General features: G+C 72.6%; 19 protein-coding genes. 10 read left to right on the forward strand and 9 right to left on the reverse strand.

The features are described from left to right. Nucleotides 1-16 precede the first annotated feature (16 nt). The 4 genes from ASC64_RS01225 to ASC64_RS01240 are packed head-to-tail and all read left to right on the forward strand — an operon-like array spanning nucleotide 17 to nucleotide 3,928. Complete coding sequence (locus ASC64_RS01225; protein ID WP_082550098.1) at nucleotides 17-1,036, forward strand: FecCD family ABC transporter permease; 1,020 nt, start codon at nucleotides 17-19, stop codon at nucleotides 1,034-1,036. Next, nucleotides 1,033-2,154 (forward strand): FecCD family ABC transporter permease, encoded by a 1,122-nt coding sequence (locus ASC64_RS01230; protein WP_235563464.1) that lies wholly within the window; start codon nucleotides 1,033-1,035, stop codon nucleotides 2,152-2,154. Before ASC64_RS01225 ends, ASC64_RS01230 begins: the two co-directional genes overlap by 4 nt. Continuing rightward, entirely contained in the window at nucleotides 2,151-2,993 is an 843-nt protein-coding gene (locus tag ASC64_RS01235) for an ABC transporter ATP-binding protein (RefSeq protein ID WP_056905699.1), read from the forward strand. Before ASC64_RS01230 ends, ASC64_RS01235 begins: the two co-directional genes overlap by 4 nt. Continuing rightward, nucleotides 2,990-3,928, forward strand: a complete 939-nt coding sequence (locus tag ASC64_RS01240; protein ID WP_056905700.1) for a siderophore-interacting protein — start codon at nucleotides 2,990-2,992, stop codon at nucleotides 3,926-3,928. The genes ASC64_RS01235 and ASC64_RS01240 overlap by 4 nt, the downstream gene beginning before the upstream one ends. Before the next feature lie 203 nt (nucleotides 3,929-4,131). Here the strand turns inward: ASC64_RS01240 and ASC64_RS01245 are convergent, their stop codons facing one another. The 5 genes from ASC64_RS01245 to ASC64_RS01265 form a co-directional block, all read right to left on the reverse strand. Continuing rightward, nucleotides 4,132-4,962, reverse strand: a complete 831-nt coding sequence (locus tag ASC64_RS01245; protein ID WP_056905701.1) for a DUF4097 family beta strand repeat-containing protein — start codon at nucleotides 4,960-4,962, stop codon at nucleotides 4,132-4,134. A 113-nt stretch (nucleotides 4,963-5,075) separates the two neighbouring features. Then, nucleotides 5,076-5,618 (reverse strand): toxin-antitoxin system HicB family antitoxin, encoded by a 543-nt coding sequence (locus tag ASC64_RS01250; protein WP_056905702.1) that lies wholly within the window; start codon nucleotides 5,616-5,618, stop codon nucleotides 5,076-5,078. Between the two features lie 175 nt (nucleotides 5,619-5,793). Further along, the gene (locus tag ASC64_RS01255) at nucleotides 5,794-9,546 is read right to left on the reverse strand and encodes a heterodisulfide reductase-related iron-sulfur binding cluster (RefSeq protein WP_056905703.1); all 3,753 of its coding nucleotides are present in this window, start codon (nucleotides 9,544-9,546) and stop codon (nucleotides 5,794-5,796) included. Between the two features lie 127 nt (nucleotides 9,547-9,673). Beyond that, complete coding sequence (locus ASC64_RS01260) at nucleotides 9,674-9,973, reverse strand: WXG100 family type VII secretion target (RefSeq protein WP_056905704.1); 300 nt, start codon at nucleotides 9,971-9,973, stop codon at nucleotides 9,674-9,676. Then, nucleotides 9,970-10,290: a WXG100 family type VII secretion target gene (locus tag ASC64_RS01265; RefSeq protein WP_056905705.1), complete on the reverse strand. Its 321-nt coding sequence runs from the start codon at nucleotides 10,288-10,290 to the stop codon at nucleotides 9,970-9,972. The genes ASC64_RS01260 and ASC64_RS01265 overlap by 4 nt, the downstream gene beginning before the upstream one ends. Before the next feature lie 120 nt (nucleotides 10,291-10,410). On the opposite strand from ASC64_RS01265, the gene ASC64_RS01270 reads away from it, so the two are divergent. From ASC64_RS01270 to ASC64_RS01295, 6 genes are read left to right on the forward strand one after another with little or no spacing between them, the layout of a single operon-like run. Next, a complete protein-coding gene (locus ASC64_RS01270) occupies nucleotides 10,411-10,734 on the forward strand; it encodes a hypothetical protein (protein ID WP_056905706.1) in 324 nt (107 codons plus the stop codon). Between the two features lies 1 nt (nucleotide 10,735). Continuing rightward, on the forward strand, nucleotides 10,736-12,367 hold the full coding sequence (locus tag ASC64_RS01275) for a putative T7SS-secreted protein (protein WP_056905707.1): 1,632 nt from the start codon (nucleotides 10,736-10,738) through the stop codon (nucleotides 12,365-12,367). Further along, entirely contained in the window at nucleotides 12,364-12,816 is a 453-nt protein-coding gene (locus tag ASC64_RS22270) for a hypothetical protein (protein WP_056905708.1), read from the forward strand. Before ASC64_RS01275 ends, ASC64_RS22270 begins: the two co-directional genes overlap by 4 nt. After that, nucleotides 12,813-13,316: an ADP-ribosyltransferase domain-containing protein gene (locus ASC64_RS01285; protein WP_056905709.1), complete on the forward strand. Its 504-nt coding sequence runs from the start codon at nucleotides 12,813-12,815 to the stop codon at nucleotides 13,314-13,316. The genes ASC64_RS22270 and ASC64_RS01285 overlap by 4 nt, the downstream gene beginning before the upstream one ends. Next, nucleotides 13,313-14,308, forward strand: a complete 996-nt coding sequence (locus tag ASC64_RS01290; RefSeq protein WP_235563465.1) for an ADP-ribosylglycohydrolase family protein — start codon at nucleotides 13,313-13,315, stop codon at nucleotides 14,306-14,308. Before ASC64_RS01285 ends, ASC64_RS01290 begins: the two co-directional genes overlap by 4 nt. Beyond that, nucleotides 14,301-14,663, forward strand: coding sequence for a hypothetical protein (locus ASC64_RS01295; RefSeq protein ID WP_056905710.1), 363 nt, complete (start codon nucleotides 14,301-14,303; stop codon nucleotides 14,661-14,663). The genes ASC64_RS01290 and ASC64_RS01295 overlap by 8 nt, the downstream gene beginning before the upstream one ends. A 20-nt stretch (nucleotides 14,664-14,683) precedes the next feature. Here the strand turns inward: ASC64_RS01295 and ASC64_RS01300 are convergent, their stop codons facing one another. The 4 genes from ASC64_RS01300 to ASC64_RS01315 all read right to left on the reverse strand — a co-directional run bounded on the left by ASC64_RS01300 (nucleotide 14,684) and on the right by ASC64_RS01315 (nucleotide 20,229). Continuing rightward, nucleotides 14,684-17,281, reverse strand: a complete 2,598-nt coding sequence (locus tag ASC64_RS01300; RefSeq protein ID WP_056905711.1) for a hypothetical protein — start codon at nucleotides 17,279-17,281, stop codon at nucleotides 14,684-14,686. Nucleotides 17,282-17,337: 56 nt separating this feature from the next. Next, nucleotides 17,338-18,099 carry an IclR family transcriptional regulator gene (locus ASC64_RS01305; protein WP_056905712.1) on the reverse strand — a complete coding sequence of 254 codons (762 nt, stop codon included), beginning with the start codon at nucleotides 18,097-18,099 and terminating at the stop codon, nucleotides 17,338-17,340. Between the two features lie 49 nt (nucleotides 18,100-18,148). After that, the gene (locus tag ASC64_RS01310) at nucleotides 18,149-18,838 is read right to left on the reverse strand and encodes a hypothetical protein (RefSeq protein ID WP_056905713.1); all 690 of its coding nucleotides are present in this window, start codon (nucleotides 18,836-18,838) and stop codon (nucleotides 18,149-18,151) included. Between the two features lie 107 nt (nucleotides 18,839-18,945). Continuing rightward, the gene (locus tag ASC64_RS01315; RefSeq protein ID WP_056905714.1) at nucleotides 18,946-20,229 is read right to left on the reverse strand and encodes a vanadium-dependent haloperoxidase; all 1,284 of its coding nucleotides are present in this window, start codon (nucleotides 20,227-20,229) and stop codon (nucleotides 18,946-18,948) included. Between the last annotated feature and the right edge of the window lie 17 nt (nucleotides 20,230-20,246).

Consider the following 20,246-nt stretch of genomic DNA (forward strand, 5'->3'; position numbering starts at 1 on the left):
GAGCGAGAGACCTGAGATGACGGCCACCACCGGGATCGAGCTGCTGGACCGGCCGCGGAGCACCTCCGCGGCCGGCCCCGCGACGGCGTACGCCGTGCTGCTCGGGCTGCTGGTGGCGGCCGCCCTCGCGTCGCTCCTCCTCGGGTCCCGGCTGGTCTCCCCGACCGCGGTCCTCGAGGCCGGGCCCGACCGCACCGTGATCGAGGTCCGCGCCGTCCGGACGGTCCTCGGCCTCCTCGTCGGGATGGCGCTCGGCGTGGCCGGCGCCTGCATGCAGGGCCTGACCCGCAACCCGCTCGCCGACCCCGGCATCCTCGGGGTGAACTCGGGTGCCGCGCTCGCGATCGTGCTCGGCATCTCCTTCCTCGGCGCGGGCGGGATCTGGGCCTTCGTCGTCCTCGGCCTGGTCGGTGCGGCCGTCGCCTCGGTCGCGGTCCACGCCATCGCCGGCATCGGCCGCGACGGGGCGACGCCCGCCAAGCTCACCGTCGCGGGCGCGGCGTTCGCCGCGGCCGCGAGCAGCTGGACGATCGCCGTGCAGCTCGTCGACCAGACCGCGCTCGACATCATGCGGCGCTGGCAGGTCGGCTCGATCGGCGGCCGGCCGTGGGACCTCGTCGTCTCGCTCGCCCCGGTCTTCCTCGTCGGCACGCTCCTCGCACTGGCGCTCAGCCGGACCCTCAACGCCCTCGCGCTCGGTGAGGAGATGGCCACCGGGCTCGGCCGCCACACCACCCGCGACCGGATCCTCGTCGGCCTGGCGATCGTGCTGCTGGCCGGCACCGCCACCGCGGCCGCCGGGCCGATCGCCTTCGTCGGGCTGATCGTCCCCCACCTCGTCCGCACCCGCACCGGATCCGACCACCGGCACCTGCTCCCGCTCAGTGCCGGATTCGGGGCGGTGCTCGTGCTGCTCGGCGACACCGCCGGGCGCATCGTCCTGCCGCCGTCCGAGGTGCAGGTCGGGATCATGACGGCGGTCATCGGCGTGCCCTTCTTCCTCCTCCTCGTACGCCGCGGACGGATGGGCATGTGAACACCCCACGACCTTCTTCTCCTCCGCTGTGCTCCTCCGAACAACGCCGCGGGGACCCCGTTCCTCACGAACATCCTGCGGTCGGACCCCAGGTCGGACCCCAGCTCGACCTGGACCTGCGCACCCTCACCCGCCGGCCGCGACGCCGCCGGCGGCTGGCCCTCGGTGGTCTGGGTGTCGCGCTGGTCGCGGCGTTCGCGGTGCGCGTCCTGCTCGGCGACTACACGTTCACCGTGCCGGACTTCTTCCGGATCCTCCTCGGGGAGCAGATCCCGGTCTCGACCTTCATCCTGATGGAGTCCAAGCTCCCGCGGGCGGTGCTCGCCCTGCTGGTCGGCCTCGCCCTGGGGGCGGCCGGTTCGCTGTTCCAGCTCGTGCTGCGCAACCCGCTCGCCAGCCCCGACATCGTCGGCGTCAGCCTGGGCGCCAGCGCGGCCGGCATCTTCGCGCTGCTCACCCTCGGACTGCGCGACGGCGCGGTCTCGCTGTTCGCCGTCGTCGGGGCCGTCGCGATCGCCGCACTGGTGCGGTGGGTGGCCGGCACCACGGGCGGCTACCGCCTCGTGCTCGTCGGCGTCGGCGTGGCCGCCGCGATGGGGTCGGTCGTCCAGTACCTCCTCGCCCGCTCCAGCACCTGGGACGTGCAGCTCGCGCTGCGCTGGCTCGTGGGCAGCGTCAACAACGTCCCGTGGTCGACGATCGGCGTGCTCGCGGCCGCTCTTGCGGTGCTGCTGCCCACCCTGGCCGTGCTGGCCAGGTCGCTGCCCGCGCTCGAGCTCGGCGAGGACGCCGCCGCCGGGCTGGGCGTCGGGCGCCACCGTACCGACGCGCTGCTGCTGGTCGGGGTGCTGCTCACCGCCGTCGCGGTCGCGGCCGCAGGTCCGGTCGCGTTCGTGGCGTTCATGTCCGGCCCGATCGCCCGGGCGCTGCTGGGCGGGCGGCACAGCCTCCTGGGCGGAGCCCTGGTCGGCGCGACCCTCATGCTGCTCGCCGACCACGTGGCGGCGTACCTCATCCCCGACGTGGTGCTGCCCGTCGGGATCGTGACGGGAGCGGTCGGAGGGCCGTTCCTGCTCTGGCTGCTGGCGCGCGGCGCCGCGACGGGAAGGACCGGATGACCACCACGTCCACGACCAGGCTGCTCACGGACCGCGTGAGCCTCGGCTACGGCGACCGCACGGTCGTCCGCGAGGTCAGTGTCGCGATCCCCGACGGCAAGGTGACCGTCGTCGTCGGCCCCAACGCGTGCGGCAAGTCGACGCTGCTCAAGGGACTCGCTCGGCTCGTGAGACCGCACGGCGGCTCGGTGCTGCTCGACGGCGAGGAGATCCACCGCCGCCCGACCAAGGAGGTCGCGCAGGTGCTGGGACTGCTGCCGCAGAACCCGATCGCACCCGACGGCGTCGCGGTCGCGGACCTCGTCGGCCGCGGCCGGCACCCGCACCAGGGCGTCTTCACCCGCTGGTCCCCCGAGGACCGGGCCGCGGTGCAGGAGGCGATGGTCCTCACCGACACCTACGCCCTCGCCGACCGGGCCGTCGACGAGCTGTCGGGCGGTCAGCGTCAGCGCGTGTGGATCGCGATGGCCCTCGCCCAGGGGACCGACCTGCTGCTGCTCGACGAGCCGACGACGTACCTCGACGTGGCCCACCAGGTCGAGATGCTCGACCTGCTCGCCGAGCTCAACGCGCGGCGTGGCACCACGATCGTGATGGTGCTGCACGACCTCAACCTGTCCGCGCGGTACGCCGACCACCTCGTGGCGCTGCACGAGGGCACGGTCGCGGCCGAGGGCACGCCGCGCGAGGTCGTCACCGAGGAGGTCGTCCGGACCGTCTTCGGCCTCGACAACCGGGTCATCGAGGACCCGGTGTCGCACACGCCCCTGGTGGTCCCCGTGGGCCGCCACCGCCCCCACCGCGCCCCCACGCCCCAGCCGCACCAGGAGAACCGATGACCGTGACGTCCGCGACCCTGCCCATGCTGTTCGCCGACCTGGAGGTCGTCTCGGTCGAGCGGATCAGCCCGACCTTCGTGCGCGTCGAGCTCGGTGGCCCCGAGCTGGCCGACTTCGGCGTCGATGGCCCGCGCTACGACCAGCGCATCAAGCTGGTCTTCCCCGACCCGGTCACGGGCCGGCGGACCTCCACCCAGGGGGCCGACGAGTCGTGGTTCGCGACCTGGCTCGAGCAGCCGGCCGGCGAGCGCGGCCACATGCGGACCTACACCATCCGCGACGTGCGCGGCTCCGGCGAGCAGACGACCTTCGTCGTCGACATGGTGCTGCACCTCGAGGGGGACCTCGTGGGCCCGGGCTCGACGTGGGCCTCGGCCGCGACCCCGGGTGACCGGCTCGTGGTGCTCGCGCCGCGTCGCGGCTACCCCTACGGCGGCATCGAGTTCACCCCGCCGCCGGCGGCCGACCTGCTGCTCGTCGGCGACGAGACCGCCGTCCCGGCGATCTGCTCGGTCCTCGAGCAGCTGCCCGACGACGCGCGGGGGATCGCCTTCCTCGAGGTGCCCCTGGCTGCCGACGTCCAGCGCGTACGGCGCCCCGCGGGCGTCGAGGTCGTGTGGCTGGCCCGCGAGGGCGAGGAGCTCGGCGCCGGGCTGCACGACGCCGTCGTGGCCCACCTCGGGATCCCGGGGGCGACCGTCGAGGTCGACGCCGAGGAGGTGGACCCCGACCTGTGGGAGACGCCGTTCTACTCCTCGTCCGGTGAGCAGTTGCCCGGCGACCTCGACGGGATCGGTGGCACCTACGCGTGGATCGCCGGGGAGTCGAAGGTCGTCACCGGCCTGCGCCGGCACCTGGTCAACGAGCTCGGCTTCGACCGCAGTCGGGTGGCCTTCATGGGCTACTGGCGCCGCGGCGTGGCGATGAGGTCCTGACCGGGGTCCGGCCCGTCCTCCCGCCTCGGCGCGACGCCGCAGCGTGGTGGTGCGTCAGCCGCGCTTGGGTGCGCGGGGGGAGTAGCGCACGCGCTCGGCGATGCGGTGCCGGGCGACGAGCTCGATGTCGGTGAGTGAGTTGAACATGGCCCTGCTCCTTTCGGTGGTCTCGGTGGGTGGAGGGTGTGGGCGGCGTCGTCCGGTCAGGCCTGGTGGAGGGTGACGTCGCCCGAGGCAGTGGTGGCGCGCACCTCGAGGTAGGGCTGGTCGGGGCCGGGCTGACCGGTGCTCGGCAGGTCCGAGGCGAGGCGGCCGCTCGCGGTGCGGATGTCGGTCCACACCGGCGTCCCCGCGGCGACGCCGATGCGGACGTCGCCGCTCCCGGTCCTGGCGGTCACTCGGCCGGACGCTGCCCGGTGGACGACCAGGTCGCCCGAGCCGGTCGTGAAGATCGCCTCGCCCGCCAGGCTGCCGACCAGGGCGTCGCCCGAGCCGGTCTTGACGGCGAGCTCGTCGCCGGCGGCCTCGACGCGCACGTCGCCACTGCCGGTGGTCACCAGCAGGTGCGAGTCCGCACGGCGGACGACGATGTCGCCCGAGCCGGACTTGATCCGCGCGTTGCCGGCCAGGTGCTCGGCGACGAGGTCCCCGGAGCCGCACTGGACGACGGTGTCGCCGTCGACGACGTCGAGCGAGACGTCGCCCGAACCGCTGTCGACGCGGGTGTCGTCGAACCGGCCGTGCGCGGCGAGGTCGCTGCTGCCGACCTTGGCGTTGAGGCCGCTCGCGACGGGCACCTCGACGACGATCTCGGCGCGGGCGTCCCGGGCGAAGATGCCGTTGCGCGGCGGGGCGATGATCGCGATCCGGTCGCCGAGGTCTCTGACGTCGTACTCCTCGGCGCGCTCGCCGGTGATGCGCACGGTCGTCTCGGTGGTGCTCGTGGCCGTGACGTCGACAGTGCCGCGCCCGTTCTCGACGTAGAGGTCGATCGGCTCGGGGGTGTCGAAGGTGAGGTCCAGCTGGTTGCTCATCGGTGGCTCCGTCGGTCGGGTCGGACTGGTCGTCGGGTGTGCTCGTCCCACGGGCCGGCCAGGTGCCGGTCCGTTCGGGCGGGGATCTCGGGGCCCGGGTCAGGGCCCGGGCGTCAGAGCCAGCCGCTCATCCGGCGGTTGCCCTGCTTGCGGTTGGCGGCGAACGGGTCGTAGCCCACGAAAGGCACGCTGCTCAGGTCGATGTCGACGTTGATCGAGTGCTCGTTGGTGGCGCTGCGGACCACGCCGACCATCCAGGTGTTCAGGCTCTGGCCGGCCGCGGCCGCCTTCTCCTCGGCGCGGGCCTTGACCGCCTCCGGGATCCGGAGGGTGATCCGGGCGAGGTCGCCGTCGTCCTCCTCGGGCGCGGACGGCGCTGCGGGCGGCGGGGGCGGGGCGGGGATCGCGCTCGGGGGCGCCACCTCGACCACGAAGTCGAGCTCGCGGCCGACGAGCCGCACGTCGACGCTGCCCTCGGGCAGCTCCGCGGTGATCTCGGCGGCGGCGTGGGAGATGGCCTCCATCAACGCCAGGCGGGCGCTCGGGTCGAGGGCGTACGCCAGCCGCTCGGCCGCCTGCTTGAGCTCGTCGCTCCCGGCCTCGGCCGCTGCCACGAGGTCGCGGCGGAGGGTGTCGACGTAGGGGGTGATGTCCATGTGCACCAGAGTGACATCACTCTGACGTCATGTCAACACCTTTATGACATCACGCCACGGTCAGGGTGATGTCACGGTGACGCGGGCCCGAACGGCACCGAGCCGGCGCGTCTGCAACGTGGGGTGAGCAGATGCGCCGGCTCGGTGGTCCTGGGTCGGCAGGGAGGCCGACTGGTCAGAGGTCGAACAGCGATCCCGACCCGCTGATGTCGACGTCCGTGCGCGGGGTGTGCGCCGGGCCGTCGGGGGCGCCCGGCTTCGCGGCCGGCTGCTCCTCTGCGGGCACGTCGTCCTCGTCCTCGTCCGCGGCGGGCTCCGGCTCCTCGGCAGCGGCAGGGACCGGGCCCTCAGCCGGGATCTCAGCCGGGGCCTCGACCTCGTCCTGGGCCGGCACGTCCTCGGGGTCGCGGAAGGTGGCGGCCTGGCTGAGGTCGGCACCGCTCGGCGGCGCACTCGGCGCCTGCGCCGGCTCGGTCGCTGCGTCCGGGGCGGCGTCGGGCTCCGGGGCGTCGGGCTCGGCCGCCGCCCCGGGCTCCGCGGTGCCCTCGGGTGCCGCATCCGGCGCCGGCTCGGCTGCCTGGGGTGCGGCAGCGGGTGCCGCGGCAGCTGCCGGAGCGGCGACCGTGGCCGGTGCCTCGATGTCGAAGAGCGATCCGACGCTGCTGAGGTCCACGTCGGTGCTCGGCGTCGAGGTCGTCCCACTGGCCGGTGCCGGTGCGGCCTCGGTCGCGACCTCCGCGACCGTCTCGGGCTGGCCATCCGGCTCGGGCTCGGGCGCGTCCTCGGAGTCGAGGATCGTCTCCGGGTCGTCGTCGGTGGCGACCGACGCCGTCTCGGTGACCGTCTCCGTCCCGGCCGCAGCCTCGGGCTCCCCGGCGTCCGCTGCTGCCGGCGCCGCAGGGGCGGGCTGGGCCGCGGGAGCCTCGAGGTCGAACAACGACCCGAGGCTGGACAGGTCGGCGTCGGTGGTCGGCGTGGACGTCGTGCCGCTGGCGGCCGGAGTCGCGGCCGGCGTCGCGGCCGGCGTCGCGGCGGGTGCCTCCGACTGCGCGGCCGGGGTCTCCGTAGCCGCCTGCGCCTGCTCCGTCTCCGGCTCGCTGACCGTCTCCGGCTCGGCCGCAGATGGCGCCGAGGGCTCGGGCTGGGCGGCAGCCGCAGGAGCAGCGTCCGGCTCGGGTGCGGCGATGTCGAAGAGCGAGCCGCCGCCACCCAGGTCGGCGGCCGGCGCTGCGGCCGGCGCTGCGGCCGGCTCCGCCTCCTTGGCAGGTGCTGCGGCAGGCGCTGCGGCCTCGGCCGGTGCAGCAGGAGCGGCCTCGGGCTCCGCCGGCGTACCGAGGTCGAAGAGCGATCCGCCGGTGCCCAGGTCGGCCGCGGGCTTCTCGGCAGGCTTCGGCGCGGCAGCCTCGGTCTCGGCAGGCTTCGCCTCCGCGGCGGCGGGCTCCGGTGCCGGGGTGTCGAACAGCGATCCGCCGGACTCCGCCGGCGTCGCCTTCGCGTTCGGCGCCGGGGTGTCGAACAGCGAGCCGCCCGCCCCGCCGGTCGAGCCCGTGGAGCCGGCCGAGTCGGCCGGGGTGTCGAAGAGCGAGGAGCCCCCCGACGCCTTGGCGGCCGGCCCGGCGTCCGCGGTCTCGGTGACCGTGTCCTCGGTGATGGTGACGTCGCCGGTCTCGGGCTCGTCCTTGGTGGCCACGTCAGTGCTAGCAGGGGCGGTCGCGGCGGAGGCTGCGGCCGGAGCGGCAGCGGGGGAGGAGCCGGGGGCGGCCTTGGTCGCCTGCTCGCCCTTCACGGAGGCGAGCAGCATCTGCGCGACGTCGAGGACCTCGACCTCCTCGCGGGCCTCGCCCTTGGCCTGCTGGGCGGTGAGGCCGTCGGAGAGCATCACGCGGCAGAACGGGCAGCCGACCGCGATCTGGTCGGCGCCGGTGCCGACGGCCTCCTTGGTGCGGTTGACGTTGATCCGCTCGCCGAGGTTCTCCTCCATCCACATGCGCGCGCCGCCGGCGCCGCAGCAGAAGGAGCGCTCGGAGTTGCGCTCCATCTCCACGACCTCGGCGCCGGGCAGCACCTGGAGCAGCTCGCGCGGCGGCGAGTAGACCTCGTTGTGGCGCCCGAGGTAGCAGGGGTCGTGGTAGGTGATCGAACGCTTCGCTGCGCCTGCGCCGTCCTTGACCGGCGTCAGCCTGCCGTCGCGGACGAGGCGGTTGAGCAGCTGGGTGTGGTGGACGACCTCGAGCTCGATGCCGAAGTCCTTGTACTCGTTCTTGAGCGTGTTGAAGCAGTGGGCGCAGGTCGAGACGACGTTCTTGACCTTGTACTCCTTGAAGGTCTCCACGTTCTGCTGGGCCAGGCCCTGGAAGACGAACTCGTTGCCGGCGCGGCGGGCCGGGTCGCCGGTGCAGGTCTCGCCGTTGCCCAGGACGCCGAAGGAGATCCCGGCGATGTTCAGCAGCTCGGCGACCGCGCGGGTGGTCTTCTTGGCGCGGTCCTCGTAGGCGCCGGCGCAGCCGACCCAGAACAGCCAGTCGACCGACTCGAGGGACTCGAGGTCGTCACCGACGACCGGGACGTCGAACTCGAGGCCCTTGGCCCAGTCCAGGCGGCCCGAGGGCGACATGTTCCACGGGTTGCCCTTGTTCTCGAGGCCCTTGAACAGCTGGTTGAGCTCGGCGGGGAAGTTCGACTCCACCAGCAGCTGGTAGCGCCGCATGTCCATGATGTGGTCGACGTGCTCGATGTCGACGGGGCACTGCTGGACGCACGCGCCGCAGGAGGTGCAGCTCCAGAGCACGTCCTCGTCGATGACGAAGTCGCCGTCGGAGGGGTTGTAGAAGTAGTCGAGCACGTCGGTGCCCGAGCCGGCGGACTCGCCCTTCGAGCCCACGCCCACCAGCGCGCGATCGGCGTGCCCCTCGACGCCGTCGTGCTTGGCGTACGCGTGGTCGCGGAGGCTGGTGATGAGGAGCTTGGGCGACAGGGGCTTCTCGGTGTTCCAGGCGGGGCACTGCGACTGGCAGCGGCCGCACTCGGTGCAGGTGGTGAAGTCGAGGATGCCCTTCCAGGAGAAGTCCTCGACCTTGCCGGCGCCGAGGACCGAGTCCTCGTCGAGGTCGTCGATGTCGTCGAGCGTGACGGCCTTGCCGTCGGAGGTGAGCGGCTTCATCGCGCCGAGCGCCGTGCTGCCGTCGGACTCACGCTTGAAGAAGATGTTGAACCAGGCGGTGAAGCGGTGCCACGCCACGCCCATGGTCAGGTTGGACGCGATGACGATCAGCCAGATCATCGCGGAGGTGATCTTCACCATCGCCACGAAGAACACGATGTTCTTCAGTGCCTGCTCGGAGTCGGGGTAGAACCAGTCGCCGACGAGGTGGCTCAGCGGGAAGTGCAGCTTGGTGCCGTCGTGGAGCTTGTACTCCGCGCCGCGGATGAACAGGATCGCGGCGCTCTCGAGGAGCACCATGGCCTCGACGAAGTAGGCCTGCCAGAAGTTGGAGCCGAAGAAGCGGCTGCGGCGCCCGAGCGAGCGCGGGTGCTTGACCTGGCGGTAGATCGCCAGCGCGATGATGCCGAGGGTGCCGAGCAGGCCGAGGACCTCGGCGGCCCAGCCGTAGATGTACCACTTGCCGACGACCGGGATCTCGAACATCGGGTCGAACAGCTGGACGTAGCCCGCCATCACCGCCGAGGACAGGAAGATGAAGGCGGCGTAGACGAACCAGTGCAGGATGCCGATCCAGTGCCACTGGAGCATCCGCGTGTGGAGCACCGACTCCTTCAGCATGTGGAGCAGGCGCGCTGCCGGGTCGTTGCTGCGCGACACCGGCTGGCCGCTGCGGATCACGCCGACCATGTGGCGTACGGCGCGCGTGGTGAGGACCACGGCGACGGCCGTGGCGGCCAGCGAGACGACGATCGCGAACATCTGCATGAAGGACTGCTCCTCGGTCGGGGCGTACGAGCCGGAGCATATGGCGGTCCACGGTGCCGACGGCAGGGCGCGTACGAGTGAGAAGAATCCTACCCGCAGGTAACTTCATTCACGGACGCGCGGCGGGTCAGTTCACGATCGCGACGTTCTCGACCTCGATCTCGCGCGCGTCCTCGCGGTAGGTCGCGAGCTTCTGCGTGACCTGATCGAGGGCGTCGGTCAGCTGCTTCACGCCGTCGCGCAGCTTCTGCTGGTGCTCGAGGTGCGCCGCGTGGGACTCGCTGGACTCCTCCCAGCTGGGCGTGAGGCGCTCGACCTCCTCGAGCAGCTCGTCGATCTGCTGGGTGATGGCGGTGGTCGCGTCGGCCAGGGCCGTCTCCATCGAGGAGAGGGAGCCCTGGTGCACGACCAGCCCGCGCTCGCTCACCGCGGACCACCGCCGAGGCGGTCGGCGAGCTGGCCGGCCCGCTCGGCCTGGGCGACGTCGTTGGTGGCGTGCTCCTGGGCGACGTACATCAGGTTCTGGGAGTAGCCCTCGAGGATCGGGCCGAGGGTCACCGCGACGTTGAACCACTCGTTGATCGCCTCGCCGAACCCGGCGGCGGCCTGCCCCTTGAAGCCCGCACCGGCCTCGCTCTCGATGGTGGCGCCGAGGTCGCGCAGCACCTGCTGCAGCGGCTCGACGGCATCCGCCGCTGCCTGGGCGGCTGCCTGCATCTCGGCATAGACGAGTCCGACGGCCACGGCCGCCCCCTTCCAGATCGGGTGTCGCGTGACCCATACCCCGCGCGGGCGGGTTCACACCCCCCACGATGCCCGAGTTCAGCCGGTTTGAGCGCGCCCGTCAGGGGGAACCCCACAGCCATGCCGTCCTACGACTACGAAGTCGACCTCGAGAGCATGGGCAAGGCCGCCCAGGGGCTCAACGACACCGTGAAGCTCTTCAAGGACAAGGACGTCGAGGACCTGGTGCCCGGCAAGGGCGACGTCGGCAGCGACGTGGTCTGGGACGCGCTCGACGAGTTCAAGAACCGCTGGGAGGAGGGCGTCAACAACCTCTGCCAGGACGTGGAGGAGATGGCCGGACGTCTCGGCAAGATCGCGATGAACTACTTCGAGACCGACAAGGCCGGCTACGACGCGCTCTCCGGCCTCAAGGGCACGATCGCGGCGATCAAGGTGATGTGAGATGCCCGACTTCGAGATCGAGGGCAACCCCGCCAACATCCGCTCCAAGGCGCTCACCATGGAGCAGAAGGGCCAGCTCTTCTACGACACCGGCGACGCCCTCGGCAAGATCGACGTCTCGGGCTGGACCGGCCGCGCGGCCGACGAGTTCCGCGAGGCCCACGACCTCGAGCCCGAGCGCTGGGTCAAGGCGGGCAACGGCTTCAAGAAGGCGGCCGCGGGGCTGACGACGTACGCCGGCCAGCTCGAGGACGCGCAGTCCCGGGCCGAGTGGGCGCGCAAGGAGTACGAGCGCGGCCAGCGCGAGTCGGCCAGCGCACGCACCCAGTACGACACCTACATGGGCAAGATGCGGGCCTACTGGAGCAGCGGCGGCACCGACCAGGCCGAGCCCTTCCACGACTGGGGCGACCCGATCCAGCAGGCCGCGCTCAGCGAGCTGGCGGCCGCGCGGGCCGACCTCGACAACGCCGCCCACGTCTGCGCCGGTGAGGTGAAGGCCGGCTGCGCGGACGCCCCGGAGGAGCCGAGCTGGTGGGAGTCGGGCCTGAAGTTCGTCGGCGGCATCTTCGAGGGCGCGGGAGAGGCGGTCTGGGACCTGCTGACGATGGTGCCGTTCAGCCCGGTCAACCTCGTCATCGACTCCTACAAGCTCGCCACGGGCGACCTCACGCCCGAGGAGCTGATGAAGAAGTACGAGCTGTCGGCGGAGAGCGCGTGGGACATGGCGCAGGGCATCTACACCGGCCTGACGACCGACCCCGTCGGCTTCGGCAAGGAGCTCGGCAAGTCGCTCCTCGACTGGGACACCTGGGCCGACGACCCGGCCCGCGCGATCGGCCACCTGGTGCCCGACGCAGTCGTCGCCGTCGCCACCGCAGGCAGCGGAGCGCTCGCCACCCGCGGCGCCAAGGGCGGCGCGGACCTGCTCGACGGCCTCAGCGACCTGTCCAGGCTGGACAACCTCGCCGACCTCAACAAGCTCGACAACCTGTCGGACCTCAACAAGCTGGACAACCTGTCCGACCTCAACAAGCTCGACAACCTCGCCGACCTCAACAGGTACGACAACATCGACGCGGCTCCTCAGGGCACGTGGCGCCACTTGGACGACCCCGGGCTCGACTCCTGGCTCGACGACGTCAGCGCCCAGCACCCCGAGCTCGACCGCGACGGCATCCGCGGCATCTGGGACTACACGACCGACAACGGCTACGACACGATGAACAACGCGATGCGCGGCGACGGCCCGATCGACCCGTCGGTCCAGAACCGCATCGACGCCACCAACCACGGTCTCGACCAGCTGCCGAAGTACGACGGCACGACCTATCGCGGCACCAACCTCCCGGACTCCGTGGTCGACCGCATCGACAACGGCGGCAACCTCTCCGACGGTGCGTTCACCAGCAGCTCGACCAATCCCAACGTCGCCGAGGGCTTCATGAACCTCGGTAAGGACAACCCGACGCGGATCACCATCGAGGGACACTCGGGCAGCAACGTCGGCCCCTTCTCCGCCGCGAGGTCGGAGGCTGAGATCCTGTTCCGTGGCGGCACCGAGTTCGAGGTGCTGAGCAACACGGTGGGGCCGGACGGCATCCGCCAGCTCGTGGTGAGGGAGATCCCGTGAGTGGTCGCGACGACCTGGACAAGATGACCCCCGCGGAGATCGCCGACTGGGCGGCCCGCGACTGGGCGGCCGCGCGCGAGGCGCACAAGGACGATCCACTGCCCGAGTTCAGCAGGGTCAAGCGGGACGACCACCCCCACTGGAACGTCACCTCCTACGAGTTCCACACCCGCCCCGGCGAGCGGGTGCTGGTCGGCAAGGGCGAGGAGCCGCAGGTGGAGGGCACGCTCGGTGGCGTACGCCGGGCACGCGGGCAGGACGAGCTGGTCGTCGACCTGGCCGGCGAGGTGTGGGCCTGCACGCGCGCCGACGGCACCGACTGGGCGCCGAAGGACAATGGCCGGGTGCGGGTGGAGACGCTGACGGTGGCGGTGCTCGCGCGCCGCGTGGACGGACCGCCCGATCCCCAGGAGTGGACCCTGCAGACCAACATGGAGGGACAGCCGTGACCCAGACCCCCGACCTGGAGACGCTGCTCTCGACGCTGGAGCAGCTCCCGCCCCACGAGGGTCTGGTGTTCCGTGGCTGCGAGGCCCGCAGCCATGAGCGCTGGCCAGGCCGCGCCCACGTCAGCGACCGGCTGCTGTCGGGCTCGCGCGACCCGCGCGTCGCGACCGACAACTTCACCACCGAGGCGGTCTACGCCATCCTCAGCCGCACCGGTCGCTCGATCGAGCAGTTCTCCGCGGCCCGCGAGGAGCGCGAGGTCGTCTTCCTCCCGGGCACCGTGTTCACCCTCGTCACCCGGGTCCGGGTCAAGGACCTCGGCGTGACGATCGTCGAGGAGTTCGACCCCGGTGACCCGTCGACGGTGGAGCCCGGCGTCGAGCCGGAGGCTGTCGACTTCGCCGCCCTCCAGGAGGAGATCGGCCGCGCGATCCTCGAGGCCGCACTGCGCGAGCCCGTCCCGGCGCCCAAGGCGGGCAAGTTCGCGGGCGACATCGCGTGACCGGTCCGGACGCGTCGGCGCCGGACCTGTCCGACCGGGTCGAGGGCGTCCTCCTCGGCGCCGCGTGCGGCGACGCTCTCGGCGTGCCCTACGAGTTCGGCTCGGCGCCCCTGGGCCCGGGCGAGGTGCCCCGCATGATCGGCGGCGGGCTCGGGCCCTACGCGCCCGGCGAGTGGAGCGACGACACCCAGATGGCCGTGGTGGTCGCGCAGGTGGCGGCCGACCACGGGTTGCGCGACGAGGCGGCGCTCGACCGTGTCGTCGAGGGCTGGGTCGGCTGGCTGCGCGAGGGTGCCACCGACGTCGGCAACCAGACGCGGTCGGTGCTCACCGGTCTGGTTGCCGGCACGGCCACCCGGCCGGCGGAGGAGGCCCGGCTGGCGTCGTACGCCCTGCACGCGCAGACCGGTCACACCGCCGGCAACGGCTCCCTCATGCGCACGGCCCCAGTCGCGCTCGCCTTCCTCGACGATCCCGTCGCACTCGCCGCGCAGGCTCGCGCGATCTCCGGCCTCACCCACGCCGACCCGCTGGCCGGGGACGCGTGCGTGCTCTGGTGCCTCGCGATCCGCCACGCCGTGCTCAGCGGCGAGGTGCCCGACCTCGGCGACCTCGTCGCCGAGATCCCGACGGAGCGCCGCGACCAGTGGGCCGGCTGGATCGCCGACGCCGAGCGTGGTGAGCCCGCGGACTTCTCGCCCAACGGGTTCGTCGTCACGGCGCTGCAGGCCGCCTGGTCGGCCGTACGTCACCCGGTGGGGGTGGGGTCCCCATCAGTCGGCTCGCTGGTGGCGGCGGTGCACGCAGGCAACGACACCGACACGGTCGCGGCCATCGCCGGCGCCCTGCTCGGTGCCGCCCACGGTGCGTCGTCACTGCCCGAGGAGTGGCTCGCCCTGGTGCACGGCTGGCCCGGCCTCCGCGCCGACGACCTGCGCGTCCTGGCCGGTCGGGTCACCGCTCCCGTCAAGGGGACGTCCACCCATGGGTGAGGTGAGGTCGAGCGGCCACTACGCCGTCATCGACGGGAAGGAGGTGAAGGTCGTCTCCGGCCGGGAGCATGTCTGGGTGTCGGACGAGCACGGGCGCAAGATCCGTGTCGAGATGTCCGACATCGACGACCTCCTCAGCGTCAGCACCCTCGCCACGTGGCGCGGCGCGGAGATCGCCGTCTCCACGGTCGCCGGCGACGAGTGCGGCTTCTACACCAACAGCAGCGACCTCGCCGAGGCCGAGGGCCTGCACGGGGACACCTACAACGGGTGGACGGGTGTCGCCCGGCTCGACGAGCTCAGCGGCGTACGCGAGCGCTCGACGTCGATCCATCCCGACCGGCGTCAGTCGTGACGAGCGGTGCGGCCTGACCCTCAAGCCCTGCGGACCGCCTGCACCGTCCCGCCACGTGAGAGCTCGACCGTCATCAGCACCCGCTTCCTGCCGGGCCGCTTCGCGCAGTAGGTGAACTCGGTGCCGAGGCGCTGCCACGGCTGGCCGACCCGGCGCATCAGTGCCCTCGTCGTGAGGCCGCGGTCGGCGGCCCTGGTGAAGGCCCGCACGGGCATCCGCAGTCCCGGGTTGCGGCAGGAGTCGGGCGCGACGCCCCACGCCCGCTCCCACGTCTGGAGGTAGGCCTCCGCGCCACGGGACAGGTCGGCGGCGAGTGCCGGACCCTCGGCGCCCGCCACGTGCTCGGCGTCCTCGACCCAGTCGGCGTACATCCCGTAGTGGGAGACGCCGTCGGTGTTGATGTCGAAGACGCGCTCGCCGCTGCGCTGCCGGTCGACCGTGACCCCGCCGAGCCCCGTGAAGGGGTACGTCACCGGGTTGCTCGCGCCGGCACCGCGCGGGTCGCCCTGCGCGCCGAAGCCGTTCATGTCGGAGCCGAACCCGAAGCCGAAGTAGAACCGCGGGTCGGTCCACGCCAGGTGCTGGCGCCACTTGTCCACGAACCCCGCGGAGTCACCGGCGTACGGCGCCACGAACCCGCCGAGCCGGTAGATCCGCGGGTAGGCGTCCGGCGTCGACCACGAGTGCGACGACACGACGCCGACGGGTCGCCCGGCAGCGTGCTGCTGCTCGAGGTAGTCGAGGGCGGCGTTGCGACCGGCGACGCTCATGTGGTCGGGGTCGAAGAGGATCCTCTGGTCGATCATCGCCGACAGAAGCTTCTGCCCGAGCGGGCTGAGGCCGAGCTGGTTGCAGTGCGGACCGGCCGGGTAGACCGGCGCCGGCTGGACCCCGACGTCGCCGAAGAGCTTCCAGATCGCGCCGAAGATCGCGTCCTGCTGCGCCTTCTCGATGGGAGGCGTCGCCTGCGCCCCTCCGCCGAGGTCGCCGAGGTTGGGCGACTGCAGCTTGTCCTCCATCCCGGGCGGGTTGCTCGCGGGGCACTGCTGCATCCGCAGGAAGGAGCCGGTGCTCAGGAAGTTGGCGCTGTTGGTCAGCGGGCCGATGGTGCCGGAGTCGCCGGCGACCCCGGTGAACGCGTTGTCGAACTTGTTGGTCAGCTCCATCTGGCTGACGCCGAGCTTCTTCATCTCGGCGAGCTCGGCGAGCATCTGCTCCTCGGTGCAGGTCGGCCGACCGAGCTGGACGTTGCAGCCCAGCGGGACGGAGGTCTCCATCCCCATCACCACCGCGAGCTTGCCCTCGTTGATGACCTTCCGCGCCTCGAACGGGTCGGTGACGATGCGGTACCAGCCGCGGCCGGGGCCGCCGTACTGCGCGTCGACGTAGTCCTGCATCGCGCGCATGTCCCTGGCTTGGAGCCGGACGGCGTCGCGGTCGTCGCACGAGTTCTTCTTCAGCGGGTAGACCGCGCAGAGGACGTGGTTCTCGGTGAGCAGGCTCGTGTGGATCCGCAGGCCGGCGCGCCACGAGCGCTCGAGCCACTTGTAGTAGACCTGCTGGTGCGTCAGCGAGTGCGGGTTGGGCCAGTAGGAGAACGTCGGCCAGCCGATGGGGTCGTGCCCGGTGCCGGGTGTGTTGCCGGCGAGCACGTCCTCGAGCAGGGCGCCGCGGCCGTCGGCGAGCTGGTGGTCGGGGCAGTCGACGAGCGCGGCGGGAGCGCCGTACCGGTGGAAGGGCGGGCTGCAGATCACGCGGCCGCCGAGGAACTCGTGGGTCTGGCCGTGCACGTGCGGGTCGACGTAGCCCCGCACCTCCTGGAAGGACGTCGCGCCGCCGAACGGGCGTCCGCTGACGTCGGTCTCGACCTCGGGGAAGGCGGTGCACCCCTCGGTGCGGCGGAGCCTGAAGGACTCGGCGGTGCCGGTGGCGAACCCCGTCCCGGACGAGGTGGTCGTACGACGCAGGGCGCGGCCGTCGGCGAGGGCGAAGGTGAAGCGCCCGCGGCCCGCTCCGCGCACGGTCCAGTCGGCGTCCGGCGAGGGCGAGGCCGCCCACGTGGTGCCGCCGGGCGACGCGGCCAGGAAGGTGCGGTCGGCGGCGTAGAGGAGGTAGGAGCCGAGACCGGTTGCCTGGAAGGTGAGTGGCACACCGCCGAGCGAGTAGCAGCCGCCCGCCATGGCGTACCTGCTCTCCGGCACGACGCGCCGCGGGCTGCGCAGCGGCACCCGGGTCAGGCGGGGCTCGGCGAGCGTGCGCTGGGCCGCGACGCGCGCGCGGCTCTCGGCGCGCTGCCGAGGCGTCGTCGGGTCGGGTGCGCTCGCGGCCTCGCCGCTGCGGCTGATCGCGTTCTTGGTGCTCGGGTCGTCGTGCACGTGACCGTGGCCATCGCCGAGGACCGTCTCGATGCCCGCAGCCCCGTTCGCACCGGGGTGGGCGTGCGGTCGCTGCTCGGTCGCGACCTCGGCGCGCTGCCGGGCCTGGGCGTCGTAGGTCGATGACAGGGCGCCCGACGGCGCCGGGTCGTGGGCGGCGGTCAGCACCCCGGCCGTCACCACCCCGGCGGCGGTCAGCAGGGAGATCAGGACACGCTGGACGGGGTGGGGCGTCGGGCTCACGGCGGCTCCTTGTCGGCTCCTCTTCGAAGGACCCAACGACGCGGTGCCCGCCGGGGCTACGTGGCGCGGCTGCCGCTGACCCTCCGGGTGAGCAGGGCGGCCGTGGCCGTGACCGCCCGCGCGATCGTGCGGGCGTCGGCGTCGGCGTCGCTCGGGAAGGTGACCGCGACGCCCGCCACGGGATGGCCGTTGTGGTCGAGGACGGCAGCAGCGACGCTCTGCAGGCCGGGCGTCACCTCGCCGTCCTCCGTCGCATGGCCACCCTGGCGTGTCTCGGTGAGGATCGTGCGCAGCGCGCTCAGCGACGTCGGCCCCTTGCCGTGCCGGTCGACGAAGGCGCCGCGGTCCGGGTAGAGGGCACGGACCTGGCTGGCCGGCAGGGCGGCCAGGATCGCCCGTCCGGAGGCGGTGAGGTGCGCCGGGAGGCGTACGCCGACGTCGGTGACGAGTGGCGGACGCCCCGGCGCGCGCTCCTCGATGACGTAGAGGACGTCGCGGCCGTGCAGGACGGCGAGGTGCGCGCCGTGGCCGGTGCGGTCGACCAGCTCGGCGAGCGGGCGGCGGGCGAGGCGGGCCAGGGGCTCCTGTCGGGTGAACCCGCTGCCGACCTCGAACGCCGCCACGCCGAGGCCGTAGCGGTGCTCGTCGGGCAGGTGCACCACGAAGCCCTCGTCGATCATGGTGTTGAGCAGGTGGTAGGCCGTGCTCCGCGGCAGGTCGCAGGCCCGCAGGATCCGGTCGAGGGGGACCGGGTCGGCCTGCGTGGCCAGGAACCTCAGCACGCGCAGGGCGCGGGAGGCTGCGGGGACCTGGCTCACGGGGCCGATCGTGGCACGTCGTGCGCCGGGGTGCCGCCGCCGCTCCGGGTCAGGAGTCGGTGCTGTCCTTGCGGGTGAACCAGCCGCCGCCGCCACCCTCGCTCTCCAACGGCTTGCCGGGCATCTCGTTGGCGCCCGGCGTGCGGCGCGGCAGCAATGGGGTGCTCGGCGCCTGCGTCTCGGTCCGGCTGTCGTCGGTCCGGGTCTCGTCGGCCGGAGCCTCGTCTGCCGGAGCCTCGTCGGTCCGGGGCTCCTCGGCCCGCTGCACCGGCTCGGCCGGCGCGGTGGTCTCGGCGGTGGTCTCGGCGGCGGGCTCCGGGGTGGTGGGCTCGGGCTCGGCGTTCACCTCGGCGGGCGGGGTGGGGCCCTGGTCGACGGTGCCGGGGACCTGGGGCACGTAGTCGTCGGCCTTGTGGTCGATGCGAGGGTCGAGCCGGTCCGCTGCCCGGATCTGGTCCTCGTGCGCCGCCTCGGCCTGGCTGGCCATGAGGCGCGCCTGCTGTGCCTCGGCCTCGGCACGCTCGGCGATCGCGCGAGCCTCCTCGGCGTTCGCCTCCGTCTCCGCGGCCCTGGCCTGCGCGGGCGGCAGCACGGTCTGGGCGCTCGCGGCTGCCTCGGACCGCAGCTGCTCGGCGCGCGCGACGTTCGCCTCGCGGTTCTTCCGCCGGATCGTCGGGACCACGAGGGCCAGGGCGATCACGAGGATGACGATGAGCGTGATGCTGATGAGCGTGGTCACGGAACTTCCTCATTTCACGAGTCAGGGATGCCGCCAGTCTGGCAGCACCCCTGATCGTGTGCAGCGCACTTGCCCACCTCGACGGGCGATCTCGTGCGCCGGCGACCTCACTCGAGCCGCTGCATCACCACCCGGGCGGTGCGGTGGCCGATGGCGTACGCGTCCGACATGGCGTCGCGGAAGTGGAACCCGCCCCAGATGCGGGCGTTGAGGGCGTCGTGCTCGAGCTGCGTCAGCGTGGCGTAGGTGCGGGGCGCAGTGGGGAAGTTGACCGAGCGCAGCTCCAGCGGGGTCGTCTCGCCGAGCCGGGTCCGGATCACCTCGACGGCGGGGCTCGTGACGCAGCCGTGCCCGCTCACGTAGTCGGAGTAGGGCGGGCTGGGCTGGAACGGCGTCCACCCCGGTTCCGGTGCGGTGTCGGGGTTGCCGTCGTCGGCTGCCCCCGCGATGGCCTGGAACGGCCGCCAGAACCCGACGTCGCGCTTGAGCTGCCAGCACTTGATCAGCGAGTCGGTCATCGCGCCGTGCACGGTGGCGAACAACCGGGCCGTCTCGGTGATGCTCTCGGGGTGGGTCTCGAGGTAGCGCACGAGGGCGTCACCCACCATCGTGGCGGAGTTGCTGTTGAAGAACACGGCCGTGTCGGACTGGGCCTGGGTGCGCACCGTCGAGCCGGTGCCGCCGAGGAGCTTCACCTCGTTGTAGTCGGTCGTGTAGTCGTCGCTGGTGAGGGCGTCGGGGCCGTCGACCCGGGCGAGCCGCTTGACCACGAGCGGGTCCATCGAGCCGATCCACGCGGCGAGCATGTCGGTGGCCGGCGCCGTCGGCTGCCAGACGCCGATGCCGGGAGACAGCGTGTAGTGGATGCTCGTGTCGAGGTAGCCGTCGTCGGCGCGCTCCGCGAGCAGCTGCGCGGCGACCTCTGCGCCGATCCGCACGCCGCGGTCCTGGGCGCTGCCGTCCGGCACCCCGGCGAGCGAGGTGGCGAGGCTGGCGTCGAGCGAGCTCGCGGCGGCCGGCACGTGGTGGACGAGCACGTCGTGCGCGGCCTGGGCGACGGCGGCGGTCTCGGAGCTGTCCCACCGCCACGACGAGGCCCGCAGGGCGTCGTACAACGCGGTGGAGGTGTAGCCGAGGAGCGGCACCCCGACGGGGACCGGTGTTGCCGGGTAGACCGTGGTGAACGCGACGCGCTCCCAGTCCAGCACGACCTGCCCGCTCTCGGTGGACTCGGGAGGCTGCGGGTGCGAGTGCTGGTGGGAGTGGGCGTGATGGGTGTGCCGCGTCCCGCCGGGTGCGGGCACGCCGGAGGTGGCGGACGGTGCGTAGAGCGCGGATCCCGCCAGCAGGACGGCGACGCCGAGGGCGACGCGGGTGCGGTTCAGTGTCATGGGCAGCTGCCTTTCGC

The organism is Nocardioides sp. Root122, from assembly GCF_001425025.1.
Classification (GTDB): Bacteria; Actinomycetota; Actinomycetes; order Propionibacteriales; family Nocardioidaceae; genus Nocardioides.